This is a genomic window from Sporolactobacillus sp. PKPK-6 (assembly GCF_056678885.1).
This window is the reverse complement of sequence record NZ_JBWXPA010000002.1, coordinates 19,306-33,744: the sequence shown is the minus strand read 5'-3', so window position 1 is coordinate 33,744 and position 14,439 is coordinate 19,306. Positions and strand designations below refer to the sequence as shown.

The window sequence follows — 14,439 nt, the reverse complement described above, 5'->3', positions numbered from 1 at the left end:
AAATCAAATGTCAGAGTTTCGCTATCTTCCGGTAACGGAGGAAGATCGCCGGGAGATGCTTGATGTCATTGGCGTTCAATCAGACGAAGATTTATTTTCAGATGTACCGGAAAAGATCCGCTTTAAAGGGGAATTAAAACTTGAACCGAAGCTCTCCGAACCTGAACTGGTTCGCTTTCTTACAGGACTTGCAAAGAAAAATGTGAGCTCAAGTGATTATCCGTCTTTTTTAGGCGCCGGCATCTATGACCACTATATTCCATCCGTTGTGGACAGCGTTATTTCGCGGGGGGAATTTTATACGGCGTACACACCTTATCAAGCGGAAGTGTCGCAGGGCGAATTACAAGCAATTTTTGAATTCCAAACACTTATTTGTGAATTGACTGGTATGGAGGCTGCAAACTCTTCGATGTATGACGGTTCAACCTCACTTGCTGAAGCGGCGCTGCTCTCAAGCGGTGTAACACGCAACAAAAAGATCGTTGTATCGGAAACCGTTCATCCTGAATACCGTCAGGTTCTGGCGACCTATGCACATGGACGAAGATTAGAGGTTGTTACCATTCCTGAAAAAGATGGTGGTACGGATTTGCAGGCATTAGAAGCAGCAGTTGATGACAGCACAGCATGTGTCATCGTACAGTATCCGAATTTCTTTGGACAGATTGAGCCGCTGAAAGAAATTGAGACTATTGCTCATGGTGTGAAGAAAACTCAACTCATTGTTGCAAGCAATCCACTTTCGCTTGGCTTGCTTACTCCTCCTGGAGAATTCAACGCGGACATTGTGGTCGGTGATTGCCAAACTCTAGGTATATCCGAATCGTTTGGCGGACCGCATTGCGGCTATTTCGCGGTTTCTAAGAAATTGATCCGTAAAGTACCGGGCCGTTTGGTTGGCGAAACAGTCGATGAGAAAGGCCAGCGCGGCTACGTTCTGACGCTGCAGGCACGTGAGCAGCATATCCGTCGAGAAAAAGCGACATCCAACATCTGTTCCAACCAAGCATTAAATGCCTTGGCATCTTCTGTCGCCATGAATGCTTTTGGTAAGAAAGGAATTCGTGAATTGGCTGAACAGAACATTCAAAAGGCGCATTACGCTGTAACGCAATTGAAAGGAAATGGTATTAGCGTCAGTTCTGACCATTCGTATTTCAATGAATTTGTCATCGAATGCGGAAAACCTGTGTCAGAGGTCAACAATGCGCTCTTGGAAAAAGGGATCATTGGCGGATATGACTTAGGCAAGTCCTATGCTCAATGTAAAAATAAAATGCTTGTTGCGGTCACTGAGATGCGATCGAAAAGTGAAATCGATCAATTTGCAGAAGCGCTAGGAGGGATTATAGGTGGATAATCAAAATCAGCCGCTCATTTTCGAGCAAAGCAAACAAGGAAGAACTGCTTACAGTCTGCCTGTGCTTGACGTTCCAGCAGTACCATTGGCTGAAATGGTAGGCAAGGATTATTTACGTGAAAAAGAACCAAACTGGCCAGAAGTTTCGGAGCTGGAGTTAGTTCGGCATTATATGGCTTTATCACGTAGAAATTTCGGCGTTGACAATGGTTTCTATCCGCTAGGATCCTGTACCATGAAATATAATCCAAAAGTTAATGAAGTCGTTGCCCGCCTGGACGGATTGACTCACATCCATCCTTATCAGGATGAAAAATCAGTACAAGGCGCTCTCGAACTGCTCTATCGTCTCCAAGAAAACCTACAAGAAATAACGGGCATGGACGCAGTCACGTTGCAGCCTGCAGCTGGTGCACATGGTGAATGGACAGGTTTGATGATTATTCGTGCATTCCATGAAGCGAATGGCGACCTGAAACGTACCAAGGTCATTGTTCCGGATACTGCTCACGGCACGAACCCTGCTTCAGCAGCTGTAGCAGGATTTGATGCTGTCACTGTTAAGTCTGATGAAAACGGACTTGTTGATTTGGAGGATTTGAAACGCGTTGCCGATGAAACAACTGCCGCGCTGATGCTTACGAATCCCAATACTTTAGGTCTGTTTGAAACGCACATTCAGGAAATCGCAGAAATCATTCATGCAGCAGGCGGAAAAGTCTATTATGACGGAGCAAATATGAACGCCATCATGGGTGTGACGCGTCCTGGAGACATGGGTTATGATGTGGTTCATCTTAATTTGCATAAAACATTTACCGGTCCTCACGGAGGCGGCGGACCAGGATCAGGTCCTGTAGGCGTTAAAGCAGAACTGGAACCGTTTCTGCCTAAGCCGCTGATTGTGAAAAAAGAAGACGGTACCTTTGGATTCGATAATGACCGACCGCAATCCATTGGCCGTGTCAAGGCATTTTACGGAAATTTCGGGATTAATGTACGCGCTTATGCCTACATCCGTACAATGGGCAGCAAAGGGCTGTTCCAGGTATCCAAAGATGCTGTCTTGAATGCAAACTATTTGTTGAAACGGCTTTCTGATCATTTTGAAACACCTTTTAAACAGCTGTGTAAGCATGAATTTGTGCTCTCGGGAAGCAGACAGAAGGAGTTAGGGGTGCGTACGCTTGATATGGCAAAGCGCCTGCTTGATTTTGGCTATTATCCACCAACGATTTATTTCCCACTCCTCGTTGACGAAGCTTTGATGATTGAACCTACAGAGACAGAGTCAAAGGAAACTCTGGATGCGTTTGCGGATCATTTGATTGAGATTACAAAAGAAGCAATAAACACACCTGAACTCGTTCAAGAAGCGCCGCATCAAACAGTGATCGGCAGACTTGATGAAACACAGGCAGCCCGCCATCCGGTTCTGCGTTATGTAAATCAATAACAGTCATATGAATGATAAAAAGCACCTTCAGAGAAGGTGCTTTTTTGTGCGATGAAATTCTACAAATGAAGTGCTTTTCTTATCCTTTTTTAATTCGCCCGTTCCATTTTTTGAATCCGCCGTCAAGATGATACAAATTAGTGTATTTCATTCGTTTCAGAACTGCAGCCGCGCGAGCGCTGCGTGTGCCATTGCTGTCGTACAGGTAGATCGGCATATCATGCCGAACTTCCGTATGGCGCATTTTTAATTGTGTTAATGGGATGTTTCTTGCGCCAAGAATGTGACCGTTTTTAAATTCGTCGGGTTCTCGCACATCGATCAATTGTGCTTTGCGGTAACCGGCCCGAAAATCAACTTCTGATAGTGTGGTAAGATAGCGCCGCTGCAAATATCTGGCAATAAAAAAATAACCAAAATATGCGGCAACCATCGCAAGTAAAAAGATCCAGCCCATGACTCGTTGTCCTCCTAATTCATTTCAATTCTCATTATAACGATTTGTGCCATTTTATGAAAGGCTTGGAATCGCTTTAATTATTGAATTGCAGAATAGGCTATGTTGATAATAAAAGGTATTTCCTTGTTTTTTAAGCGCTGTTATAGTAACATGAGGTAGTGAAAATGGGAAGTTGTTAGGGGGAGACACGATGTCGCCTACTCCGAGTATGGAAGACTACATTGAGCGAATTTACTGGTTAATTCAAGATAAAGGCTATGCACGCGTTTCTGATATTGCCGAGGCATTGGACGTTCACTCGTCATCGGTTACGAAAATGGTGCAAAAATTAGACAAAGACCAGTACTTAATTTATGAAAAATACCGTGGATTTATTTTAACCCCAAAAGGAAAGAAAATGGGCAAGCGGCTGGTATATAGACATGAACTGCTGGAGGATTTTCTGAAACTGATTGGCGTTCATGAAGAAAATGTCTATAAAGATGTTGAGGGGATTGAGCATCATCTCAGTTGGGATTCCATTGACCGAATTGGTGATGTTGTCCAGTACTTTGAAGAAGACCCGAAACGAGTAAGCCAATTGTTTGAAATAAAAGAACGAAGCGACGAAGAAGAATAATTAAAAGAGATCGGAAGAATAAAACTTCCGGTCTCTTTTTTATATTATAAGAAAGTTTAAAATTCAGCTGAGTATAGTATAAGTACAACTAAGTCTTCGCCTTCGTCAGAAGCTTGGCGAAGCCAAGTTTTCTAACAAGATAAGAAAGTATAATATTTTGCCCCGTATTTAAACGAATAAACCAGTGTCTTAGCCGAGAATCAAAGCAGAGGTGCGAGATGCCTGCGGGTGCGGCCCTGTTGATCGCGTGCCAGCGAGACCCTGCAGATTTCTGCTTATCTGAGGAGGCTCGCGGTGCGCCTGCGGTCGCGCTCAGTTGATGTGAGCAACCGAAGTGATGATTCAGCACCGTAAAGACACAAACCAATGACACATGACTGGAGATTAGGGACCGGGCTTGTGACCGGTTTTTCTAATGCTATGTTCATTTAATGATAAATGAGGGGGGAGCGGTGTGATTATTGATATTGTATTTTCCGGTGGAGGTGTCAAAGGATTTGCATTTGCCGGAGCGCTGCAAGTACTTGAAAAAGCAGGGTATACATTTAAGCGAACAGCGGGTACAAGTGCAGGCTCTATCGTCGCAGCATTAATTGCTGCAGGATACACTTCTAAAGATTTGAAAAAAATAATGAGCGAAATGGATACAAATAAACTACTTGAGCCTTCAGTGCGTATGCGCTTTCCACTATTTAAATGGTTTCGTCTGTATTTCAAGATGGGTCTTTTTAAAGGGGATTACCTTGAACATTGGATTGCTGGTCTTCTCAAGGCCAAGGGAATAGAAGAGTTTGCTGATTTACCTAAAGACCGATTGAAAATTATTGTTTCTGATGTTACGAAAGCAAGGCTTGTCGTGATTCCCGATGATTTAAAGGATTATGGATTAGATCCGGATCACTTCTCAGTCGCACGTGCTGTGAGAATGAGCTGCTGTTTGCCGTTCTTTTTTGAACCAGTGCCCCTTTATGATGCAAGTGGAGTAAAGTCGCTAATCGTTGACGGGGGCATCTTGAGTAATTTTCCATTATGGATTTACAATAAGGAGGATGAATTGCCTGCCAGACCATTTTTAGGATTACAGATCGCAGACAAAGATTCGGATTTCAAAGAAGCGTTAAAGATTCGAAATGCAGCAGAACTCTTCCGTGGCCTTTTTAAAGCGATGCGTGAAGCTCATGATGAGCGAGTCATTGAAAAATTAAAAGGTACGAATATTATTTGCCTGCCGGTGGATAAAGTGAAAACGAAAGATTTTCAAATATCCGAACAGGAACGGGAGCGTTTGTTTAAAATTGGCGCAGATTATGCACAAAAATTTCTTGAACAGTGGTCTTATTAACAAAAGCTGAAGTAAAGGGATCGGCAGAATTCAGCCGGTCCCTTTTAAAAAATAAAAATGTGATTATTCAAGCCTTATTTAAAAAAGCAGTCTTTTCTTCTTCTTATTCTTGCGACCTTCGATTACGGTTAAATGTCCATGATCTTTCGCCGATTGATGTGTCAGTGTTTTAAGTGAATGGGACCCGTTCTTTATTACTTTAAATTTTGACGCAGGATGAATGCTTCGCGTCCTGCGACCGTTTGAAGCCATTTTCTTTCTTTTGCGTGACTGACGCAGAGCTCTATTATAACGTGCCTGATCTCCGTTTCCCGTCCATTCGGCGAGACGTCTGAAAAAGAACAAGCCTATAATGATAATTAACGTGATAATAATCAACTGCGTAACGATCACGCTTTTTTGACTAGGTAAGAACATGGAGAGCAGGCCGAAAAGTCCGAGACCCCCAATTACAAGGAAGGTTAAGGAATAGAAAAATGTTCTCACGGACACTCACCTCCGTTTTTTTTAAAGCACCTGCCGCACGAGTGCTTGTTGTTTTTCAATGACTGATTCTCTGCGACGCATCTCTTCAAAGGCATGAATACCGATTTCAATCTGATCATCATCTGGTTCTTTTGTTGTTAGCAACTGAACCCACAGCCCTGGATAGCCGAGCCATTCTAACACAGGTATGTGACGCACTTTATTTGTAAGTCTAAGAATTTCATAGGCGAGCCCAAGGTCAAGAGGGATTAGCGCTATTCGATAAACAAGTCTGAGCCATAACGGTTCTGTCGGAACAAAAAAGTAAAGAAAGATACTGATTATCGCAGTAAACAGGATAAAGCTTGAACCGCATCTGTAATGAAGTCTTGAGTGATTGCGCACATTAACAACAGTCAGTTCATCTCCACTTTCAAATGTATTAATTACTTTATGCTCAGCTCCGTGATATTGAAACAGCCTTTTCATAATAGGCGTTAATGAAACAAAATAAACATAGCCGATAAGGAGCAGAATTTTGAAGAAACCTTCAAGCAGTACTTGAGCAACGGTACCAGAGATAATCGGTTCGAATAAACTCGCAATGAATGCAGGAACAAGTGTGAAAATAAATTTGGCAAAAAGAAATGAAATGATGCCTATTGCGGTAAGTCCGATTACGGCTTCTAAATGAAACCCTTTTTTTGGTTCTTCGGTTGTCTCGACCTTTGCACCAGGTTCTTCATCGAAGACTTCAGAAGCATAATTCAGATGCTTTGTGCCGATTGCACTTGCCTCAATAATTGCCACAATTCCTCGAAGAACCGGAATCTTTCGGAAAAATGCAAGGGAATGAAATTCTTTTTTTGGTGCCTCAAAATAAGTGACTGATTGATCTTTTCGACGCACAGCCGTAACTGTCGTGTATTTGCCGCCCATCATCACACCTTCAATGACTGCCTGCCCACCATATATAGGAAGAATTTTTTCCATTAACTAATCAGCCCGATTCTCATCAATAATTTAATATCTCTACACTTATTCTTATTCTACCCGAATTTACTTAAAACCTCTAGGATTGTATTCGTGATCTATTCATAGTTTTCTAGTTGGAAGCGTATTTCCGTCGGTAGCATGGACCTTTTTTACCACTTAGTATATGAATAATATTGAAATGGGCATAATGAAGCACATGAATCAGGCTTAAAAGGGGAACGATCATGGCTAGACAAAAAAAATCGGTAAAGGGAAAGAAAAAAAATCAGTTATCAAAATCAATCGGACGCACGGCGGTCACCGGCTTGTTTGGTGGATTATTTTGGTCTGGGATGGGGCTCATCTGCCATTTGTTAAACTTCAGCAAAGTTGGTCCATCCTTATTATTTGCACCGCTTACCTTTTGGGGATGGAGAAATGAAATAGGCGGTCAATTACTTGCTATTGCCGGCTGCAGTATCCTCTCTATTTTTGCTGCTTTAATTTATATGCTGATCTTTAGCAAAATAAAATCAATTTGGTTTTCAATCGGGTTTGGTCTCTTCTTATGGGGATGCGTCTTTTTTCTATTCCGCCCATTCCTTAACGGCTTACCGTTTGTGACAAGATTGGATATGAACACATTGATAACGACACTTTGCTTGTATGCACTGTATGGATTATTTATCGGCTACTCTATTTCTTTTGATTTTGAAGAAAATTCAAAGGGAAGCAACTATTCAAATCAGTGATGCTGTGGTAAAATGGCTAAAGTGAATTTTGTCTGCGCACCGTTCATCGATGCGAGCGGGAATATCCTTGTTAGAGCGCTTTTCGATGCATTATTTCCTGAACAGGGGAATGAATGCTTTTTTCATGGGTGTGGGCATGAGCGTTTTCAGACATTGTTTTCCATTATTTAAAATGAGTGACGGGGACGGTCCCCATAGCAACAAGCGGCGCATTTAAAGGAGGAAGCTTATGATTTCTGTAAATGATTTTAAAACAGGTCTGACGATTGAGGTAGACGGAGATATCCTCTCTGTTATCGAATTCCAGCATGTAAAGCCGGGTAAAGGTGCTGCATTTGTGCGTTCGAAATTAAGAAACCTCCGTACAGGAGCGATTCAGGAAAAAACATTCCGCGGCGGCGAAAAAGTGAATCCGGCGAGAATTGAAAATCGTAAAATGCAATACCTCTATTCCAGTGGTTCTACCTATACATTTATGGATATGGAAACGTATGAACAGCTTGATTTGGACGCAAGTCAAATCACAGAACAACTGAATTTCCTAAAAGAAAACATGGAATGCAACATTCAATCCTATCAAGGTGAAACGCTTGGCGTTGCACTTCCTAACACCGTTGAGCTCGAAGTAACAGCGACGGAACCAGGTATTAAAGGTGATACAGCGTCCGGTGGATCGAAACCGGCAACACTTGAAACAGGGTACGTTGTCAGCGTTCCATTCTTTGTTAACGAAGGGGACAAACTAGTCATTGACACTCGCTCAGGACTCTATGTTTCCCGAGCATAACTAACTTAGATAAATATTCAATAGCAAACAGCTTCTTCGGAAGCTGTTTTTTTATATGCTCAAAATGTTTGTCAATAAGCTGCTGCTGCTCTAAGAACAGTAAATTCCTTTATCTTACATCCACATTTTCTATATTTCCCAAATCGAGTCATTGCATATTTTCCTTGTAATGTTCTTATCAATCCGCATTGAAGCAAGCATATTGTGTACAAGCCGGCATATATTTTGAGAAGAACTAAAGAACTGTTCAGCAGTCTTTATCCGAGGTGATTCTATTGAACGAGATTCTGCCCTACCTCCCTGAACCATTCCAGCAAATCATTCTTCGGATGCCTGAAAAAGAACGCAGTATGCTTGAGGAAATACGCTGCCGCACGGGTCGGCCATTAGAGTTAATCGTATCCGGAAATCAATGGCTGCCAAGCGACAATTCAAGGATGCCGATTTTCAGCAGGGAGCAGGCACGGGAACTGCTTCAGAAAATAGGAAAATACTCATTGTACACACTTGAAGAGGAACTGAAACGGGGCTACGTAACCATTCAAGGTGGGCATCGAATCGGATTGGCCGGACGCGTGATCACGGAGCGTGGCCATGTGCTGCGCTTGCGTGATGTAACCTTTTTTAATATTCGACTTGCCAAACAAAAGATTGGTGCCGCACTTCCGTTGGTTCCTTTTCTTTACAATCGTCGACGCTGGTTTAATACGCTGTTAATCGGAGCACCTCAGACGGGTAAAACAACGATGCTCAGAGACTTAGCTCGTCTTGTAAGTGAAGGCATTGCGGAACGCTATATTGCTTCTCGTAAGACCGCGATTGTTGATGAACGCTCTGAAATTGCAGGTTGCGTGAATGGAGTTCCCCAGAATCGGTTGGGGGCACGTACCGATGTGATGGATGCATGTCCAAAGGCCGAAGGAATGATGATGATGATTCGATCAATGAGTCCGGAAGTGCTCATTGTGGATGAAATCGGCGGATCAGAGGATACAGCAGCTCTGTTTGAGGCGCTAAATGCCGGTGTGACCGTTATGGCTACTGCTCACGGATTCACATTTGATCAGTTGGCTCAGCGGCCGTCCATTCGGCCGTTAATCGACGCCAAACTATTTGATCGTTTTGTTGTTTTATCCCGTAGAAGTTATTCAAATCAAGCGGGGTGTCGGTTAACGATCCTTGATCAACTCGGGCGAAAAATGTCTGCAACAGAGGGGGTCTGGCAGTGATGAAAATTATCGGATCACTTTTTATCTTATTTGCGTCTACCGCAGCCGGATTGATTCTTGCCAGACGATTCCGAGACCGGCCAAGAGAAATTAGACAATGGCGTTCCGCACTTCAGTCCATTGAAGCAGAAATCATTTATGGGCGTGTTCCGGTTGATCAATTGGCCGAAGATCTTTCCAAGCAGATACCATCTCCGTTGAACTATTTCTTTACATTATTGAGCACTCAGCTCCGCAAAAAAGGTCTGCCGCTGCAGGAAGCTTGGCTCAATTCGGTGGAACAATTTTGGCCGAGAACAGCTATGAAGATTCCGGAAAAAGAAATTATTCTTCAATTTGGCACGACACTTGGAACTGAGGACGCGGAAAACCAAAAGAAACATATTCAACTTGCTTTAGCACATTTAGAGCGTGAGGAATCGGATGCGCGTCAGTCTCAAAAATCAAATGAAAAGATGATGCGGAGTTTGGGCTTTTTAACAGGCGTACTGGTTATTCTCTTATTCATATAAATATGATTTTGTTATTGGTCGAGGGGAGAGGAGGGAGTTCCCGGTGTCACTGGATGTGAATACAATCTTTCAGATAGCAGGTATCGGTATTATCGTTGCCATGATTCAAACGGTTTTGAAGCAGATGGGCAAAGATGATTGGGCGCAATGGGTCACTCTAATTGGATTTATCGTCATTCTCTACATGGCTGCGACACTCATTGATGATCTTTTTGAAAAAATACGTCAAGTATTTCTCTATATGTAGAGAGGAACTGGCCAATGGATATTCTTCAGATCGTCGGCTTGGGACTGGCTGTCACCTTTCTTGCACTCATTTTAAAAGAAAAAAATCAAGCATTTGCGTTAATCGTATCGCTTGTCGCCGGTGTATTTATTCTGCTTATGATGGTTGATCAGATCCGTCTAGTCATGGATATGTTGAACAATATGGCGCAAAACGCACACCTGAATAATGTTTATGTAGCCACAATACTAAAGATTATTGGGATTGCTTATATTTCCGAATTCGGCGCGCAAATCGCCAAAGATGCTGGACAAAATTCGATTGCAGGTAAAATTGAATTAGCCGGTAAACTGATTATTCTTGTCATGGCGATCCCAATATTGACGGCTATTGTCGATACGGTTATGCATCTAATGCCGCAAATGGGGGGTGGTTGAGTTGTCACTTGTCGTGAAAAAGAGAGGTGGTTATATTCTTTTTATCATGGTGACTGCCTTTTTTCTCGTGCTTTGTGCGGACAAGCCTGCATATGCCGACCAACCCAATCAAGTTATTAATAAATGGTCAGATCAGCAGATGGATAAAATTGATACAAGTCAGATCGAAGAATACTGGGATAAGGTTGTAACCGATTATGGGGGGTTCTTGCCAGAAACGGAGCCTAATTTTAAAGACTTTGTGCATTCAAACAAGCAAAGTTTTTTTAAGAAGCTCATTGATGGCATTGTGGACTATTTTCTGCATGAGCTTGTGGTAAGCAGTAAATTGCTTGGTACATTAATTCTGCTTACCGTTTTCTCCACATTGTTGCAAACCATTCAATCAGCGTTTGAACATAAAGCGGTCTCAAAGGTTGCCTATCTTGTTGTTACATTGGTTCTGATAATCTTGCTTCTTAACAGTTTCCGACTTGCTATAGGTTATACGACTGACACAGTGAACGCGATGAGTCAATTTCTGGTCGCACTCATTCCGCTCATCTTTGCCTTAACCGCCGCAACCGGCGGGCTTGCATCGGTCGCTTTTTTTCACCCGCTCATCATTTTTCTTGTGAATGCGTCCGGTTGGCTGATTTCATCGTTTGTCCTCCCGCTGCTTGTTATGTCTGCGCTGCTCGCGATTGTGAGCACTTTGTCGGATCACTATAAGCTCACAAGGTTGAGTGAATTGTTCAAAAATGTGGCGCTCTTTACTTTGGCAGGCTTTTTTGCCATATTTCTAGGCGTTATATCGGTTCAAGGTGCGGCAACCTCCATATCTGATGGATTAATGGTGAAATCCGCCAAATTTTTCACGGGAAATTTTATTCCGGTTGTCGGCAGGATGTTTACAGAAGCTGCCGACACAGTGATGGGCGCATCAGTACTGCTCAAGAATACAATCGGTATTGCAGGATTGTTGATCCTAATTTGTATTACCATTTTTCCACTTTTAAAAATATTGTCGCTTGCCTTTATTTATAATTTAGCAGCAGCAGTTCTGCAGCCGCTCGGCGGCGGTCCCGTTATTGACTGTTTGGTTATCATGGCGAAAAGCGTCTTTTACTTATTTGCATCGCTCGCTGTTGTCTCCCTCATGTTCTTTCTTGCGATTACGATCATTGTTGCTTCAGGAAATCTCTCGCTGATGGTGCGATAGGAGGCGCAATTGTGAGTTATCTCATTAACTGGGTATCGGAAATAGTTTTGATTGTCCTTTTCGCTGTAATTCTCGAATTACTTGTTCCGTCGGGAGTCTTTCAAAAATATATCAAATTTGTCATTGGACTTGTACTCATTGTTGCACTTATGGATCCGGTCATTCGTTTATTTCAAGTGGATCCGAGCAGCCTTCTCCAAGGTCTTAAATCAGAGCAAAATGATTCATCGATAAAAAGTGAGACAGCTCGTCAAAAAAATGAAATACAAAAGGCACAAGCCGCATATATTCAAGAACAAGTGGCTGTCCGTATGAAAAATCAAGTAAAGGAGGAGTTGAATGAGAAATACGGATTGCAGATCACAGATATTGCATTATCTGGCCAAAAAGTTGTTGGACAAGAACTGTCATTGGGTAAGGTTACAGTCACCATCGGGAAATCGGAACAAAACCATCGTAGTCAAGAATCCGGAATTCGGACCATTCAACCCGTTAAAAATGTATCCATCGACTTAGGAAAAAACGAATCTGAAAAAAACAAGGTACATGAATCCAATGAGGTGAAAAGCGTCCGCTCCTTCCTTGCCAAACGATGGGAACTCAGTCAGAGCCTCATCAAAGTAAATCGTGAAGGAGGGAAGAAAAGCCCTTGAAAAGATGGATTGAGCGTATAGCCCGTTTGTTCCTTGGTGGAAAGGATACAGACGGGAAGCCTGTTAAAAATACAAAAGGAGCTTTTATAAAATTGACCATGCTCGCACTGGTCGGCATGGCACTTTTAGCGGCTAATCACTATTTCTCAGGAAGTCAGACAAGTCAAAAACATGAAGTCAAACAGGCGTTCAGCACGAAGGAATCAAAGACGCTTTCGAACATTAAGACAAGCAGCCAGCAAGGTTCTATGACATCAATTGAAAAATATGAAACCTATGTGAATCAAAATCTAAAAAATATATTAGAACAGATTCGCGGCGTATCAAATGTGTCCGTCATGGTGAACTTCTCTTCAACAGAAAAAAAAATCTATCAAAACAATATCAAGACACAGGACAATCAAACGAGTGAGACGGATCAAAAAGGTGGAAAACGTGTGGTCAGTCAGCGGGATGAGGATACGGAGGTGGTTATGATTGATCAAAATGGCAGTAAAATTCCTGTAGTTATTGGTAAAGAACAACCGACTGTCCGCGGCGTCATCGTTGTTGCTCAAGGTGCGCAGCAACCTACTGTCAAGGTGCAAATTATGGATGCAGTTGCAACTGTATTGGACATTCCTTCTTACAAGGTAAAAGTGTTGGAGAAAAATGAATGAGGGGGCAGTAAACATGATCAAGAAACAAACTGTTTGGCTACTGACTATGCTAAGTTTAATCGTTGTATTATCGGTGTACGCGTTGTCCGCACCAGGGAACAACTCTGGTCAAGATGCGCAATCTGCCGCCGAAAAGGCCAAGCCTGCCACAGCCGATGTGAAAACAGGAAAAACAGTAACCGCTACTGCTGCAGCGACAAAATTGGCAGATATAGAATTGAGTAAAAATGATGAACGTGCACAATTAGAAAAAAAGTACGAAAATGTGATTGCATCTAAAAACAGCTCAGCAAAAGAAGTGAGCTCGGCATACGACGCCATGGCGAATCTGAAAACATTGGCAGATAATGAAACGATGCTTGAAGATGTTGTTCAATCAAAAGGATTTAAAAACAGTGTGGTAAAAACGAGTGGAAGCCAAGTGCAAATTTTTGTGGATTCAAAAAAATTAACAGATAAACAAGCAAATCAGCTTATTCAACTAGCTAATGAATATCTAGGCACAGGCAGAGTAGTGAGTGTCACCTATGCCCTTAATGAGAAGTAAAAAGAAAATAAAATTATTGAAGATTTTTTGAACAAAATTAGGTAGAATAGAAACTGTTGCAATTTCCTGCGACAGTTTTTTTGTGCGATCCGGAACATTTTATACAAGTTCTTCGTAGGACTTAATGGCTATCATTTCCGGAAAATGAGTAAAATAAAAATACATTTCCCAAACAAATTACCTTGAGTTCAGTCATTGAAACAGGAATGATATGGATGATATGCTATAATTGAGAACAAAGGTACGGGACAAAGGAGTGCTGGATTTGTTAAGTATTGAAGACATTAAAGCATTAATAAAGGAGATGGATTCATCTTCAATCAGCGAGTTGAAATTTGAAGCAGAGGATGCAAAGATCACCTTGAAAAAGGCCGAAGCATTCGCAGGAAAGGCAGTCCTTCAAGCTGTGCCACAGATCGCAAATATACAGCCTGCTGCAGTTCAGCCGGAAGCTGCTGCGAGTGCGCCAGCAGAAAATACAACAGCAGATGAGACAACGGATGATTCATCACTGCATAAAATTACGGCTCCGATGGTCGGAACCTTTTACTCTTCTTCATCTCCGGATTCAGGCGCTTTTGTTAAAAAGGGTTCAAAAGTAGACAAGAAAACAGTCGTCTGCATTGTTGAAGCAATGAAACTCTTCAATGAGATTGAAGCGGAATGCAGCGGAACAATTGTTGACGTTCTTGCGGAGGACGGACAACTTGTTGAATACGGTCAGCCATTATTTCTGGTCAAGGAAGATTAAGGAGT

General features: G+C 42.3%; 19 protein-coding genes. 16 read left to right on the top strand and 3 right to left on the bottom strand.

The genetic code is table 11. The annotated features are described in order from the left end of the window. Positions 1-7: 7 nt before the first annotated feature. Both gcvPA and gcvPB read left to right on the top strand, forming a co-directional pair. Positions 8-1,363: an aminomethyl-transferring glycine dehydrogenase subunit GcvPA gene (gene gcvPA / locus AC1MBV_RS11025; RefSeq protein WP_480948295.1), complete on the top strand. Its 1,356-nt coding sequence runs from the start codon at positions 8-10 to the stop codon at positions 1,361-1,363. Then, on the top strand, positions 1,356-2,819 hold the full coding sequence (gene gcvPB / locus AC1MBV_RS11020; RefSeq protein ID WP_480948294.1) for an aminomethyl-transferring glycine dehydrogenase subunit GcvPB: 1,464 nt from the start codon (positions 1,356-1,358) through the stop codon (positions 2,817-2,819). Before gcvPA ends, gcvPB begins: the two co-directional genes overlap by 8 nt. 79 nt (positions 2,820-2,898) lie before the next feature. On the opposite strand, the gene AC1MBV_RS11015 is transcribed toward gcvPB, so the two are convergent. Then, entirely contained in the window at positions 2,899-3,276 is a 378-nt protein-coding gene (locus tag AC1MBV_RS11015; RefSeq protein WP_255749349.1) for a rhodanese-like domain-containing protein, read from the bottom strand. A gap of 193 nt (positions 3,277-3,469) precedes the next feature. Between AC1MBV_RS11015 and mntR the strand changes: the two genes are divergently transcribed. Together mntR and AC1MBV_RS11005 are read left to right on the top strand one after the other, a co-directional pair. Continuing rightward, positions 3,470-3,898 (top strand): transcriptional regulator MntR, encoded by a 429-nt coding sequence (gene mntR / locus AC1MBV_RS11010; RefSeq protein WP_255749348.1) that lies wholly within the window; start codon positions 3,470-3,472, stop codon positions 3,896-3,898. Between the two features lie 454 nt (positions 3,899-4,352). Then, positions 4,353-5,240 (top strand): patatin-like phospholipase family protein, encoded by an 888-nt coding sequence (locus AC1MBV_RS11005; protein WP_255749591.1) that lies wholly within the window; start codon positions 4,353-4,355, stop codon positions 5,238-5,240. Positions 5,241-5,318: 78 nt separating this feature from the next. Here AC1MBV_RS11005 and AC1MBV_RS11000 read toward each other — a convergent pair whose 3' ends face one another. Both AC1MBV_RS11000 and AC1MBV_RS10995 read right to left on the bottom strand, forming a co-directional pair. Further along, entirely contained in the window at positions 5,319-5,726 is a 408-nt protein-coding gene (locus AC1MBV_RS11000; protein WP_480948293.1) for an SA1362 family protein, read from the bottom strand. A 21-nt stretch (positions 5,727-5,747) separates the two neighbouring features. Then, on the bottom strand, positions 5,748-6,698 hold the full coding sequence (locus tag AC1MBV_RS10995; protein ID WP_480948292.1) for a DUF1385 domain-containing protein: 951 nt from the start codon (positions 6,696-6,698) through the stop codon (positions 5,748-5,750). A 227-nt stretch (positions 6,699-6,925) separates the two neighbouring features. Here AC1MBV_RS10995 and AC1MBV_RS10990 point away from each other — a divergent pair, with 227 nt between their 5' ends. From AC1MBV_RS10990 to accB, 12 genes are all read left to right on the top strand, one after another. Continuing rightward, positions 6,926-7,432, top strand: a complete 507-nt coding sequence (locus AC1MBV_RS10990; protein WP_255749588.1) for a YqhR family membrane protein — start codon at positions 6,926-6,928, stop codon at positions 7,430-7,432. Between the two features lie 12 nt (positions 7,433-7,444). Beyond that, positions 7,445-7,603 (top strand): hypothetical protein, encoded by a 159-nt coding sequence (locus AC1MBV_RS10985; RefSeq protein ID WP_480948291.1) that lies wholly within the window; start codon positions 7,445-7,447, stop codon positions 7,601-7,603. A 58-nt stretch (positions 7,604-7,661) separates the two neighbouring features. Further along, positions 7,662-8,219 carry an elongation factor P gene (gene efp, locus AC1MBV_RS10980; RefSeq protein ID WP_255749587.1) on the top strand — a complete coding sequence of 186 codons (558 nt, stop codon included), beginning with the start codon at positions 7,662-7,664 and terminating at the stop codon, positions 8,217-8,219. 275 nt (positions 8,220-8,494) lie between these two features. Next, positions 8,495-9,448, top strand: a complete 954-nt coding sequence (gene spoIIIAA, locus AC1MBV_RS10975) for a stage III sporulation protein AA (RefSeq protein ID WP_480948776.1) — start codon at positions 8,495-8,497, stop codon at positions 9,446-9,448. After that, positions 9,448-9,960, top strand: coding sequence for a stage III sporulation protein SpoIIIAB (spoIIIAB, locus tag AC1MBV_RS10970; RefSeq protein WP_255749592.1), 513 nt, complete (start codon positions 9,448-9,450; stop codon positions 9,958-9,960). Before spoIIIAA ends, spoIIIAB begins: the two co-directional genes overlap by 1 nt. Before the next feature lie 43 nt (positions 9,961-10,003). Continuing rightward, entirely contained in the window at positions 10,004-10,207 is a 204-nt protein-coding gene (gene spoIIIAC, locus AC1MBV_RS10965) for a stage III sporulation protein AC (RefSeq protein WP_023511026.1), read from the top strand. A 14-nt stretch (positions 10,208-10,221) separates the two neighbouring features. After that, positions 10,222-10,623 carry a stage III sporulation protein AD gene (spoIIIAD, locus tag AC1MBV_RS10960; RefSeq protein WP_255749585.1) on the top strand — a complete coding sequence of 134 codons (402 nt, stop codon included), beginning with the start codon at positions 10,222-10,224 and terminating at the stop codon, positions 10,621-10,623. Between the two features lie 46 nt (positions 10,624-10,669). Beyond that, on the top strand, positions 10,670-11,824 hold the full coding sequence (gene spoIIIAE / locus AC1MBV_RS10955; protein WP_370646186.1) for a stage III sporulation protein AE: 1,155 nt from the start codon (positions 10,670-10,672) through the stop codon (positions 11,822-11,824). 11 nt (positions 11,825-11,835) lie between these two features. Continuing rightward, a complete protein-coding gene (gene spoIIIAF, locus AC1MBV_RS10950; RefSeq protein WP_480948290.1) occupies positions 11,836-12,477 on the top strand; it encodes a stage III sporulation protein AF in 642 nt (213 codons plus the stop codon). Continuing rightward, on the top strand, positions 12,474-13,136 hold the full coding sequence (spoIIIAG, locus tag AC1MBV_RS10945) for a stage III sporulation protein AG (RefSeq protein ID WP_480948289.1): 663 nt from the start codon (positions 12,474-12,476) through the stop codon (positions 13,134-13,136). Before spoIIIAF ends, spoIIIAG begins: the two co-directional genes overlap by 4 nt. 13 nt (positions 13,137-13,149) lie before the next feature. After that, the gene (locus tag AC1MBV_RS10940) at positions 13,150-13,683 is read left to right on the top strand and encodes a SpoIIIAH-like family protein (RefSeq protein ID WP_255749581.1); all 534 of its coding nucleotides are present in this window, start codon (positions 13,150-13,152) and stop codon (positions 13,681-13,683) included. A gap of 265 nt (positions 13,684-13,948) precedes the next feature. Beyond that, a complete protein-coding gene (gene accB / locus AC1MBV_RS10935; RefSeq protein ID WP_255749580.1) occupies positions 13,949-14,434 on the top strand; it encodes an acetyl-CoA carboxylase biotin carboxyl carrier protein in 486 nt (161 codons plus the stop codon). Positions 14,435-14,439: the final 5 nt, after the last annotated feature.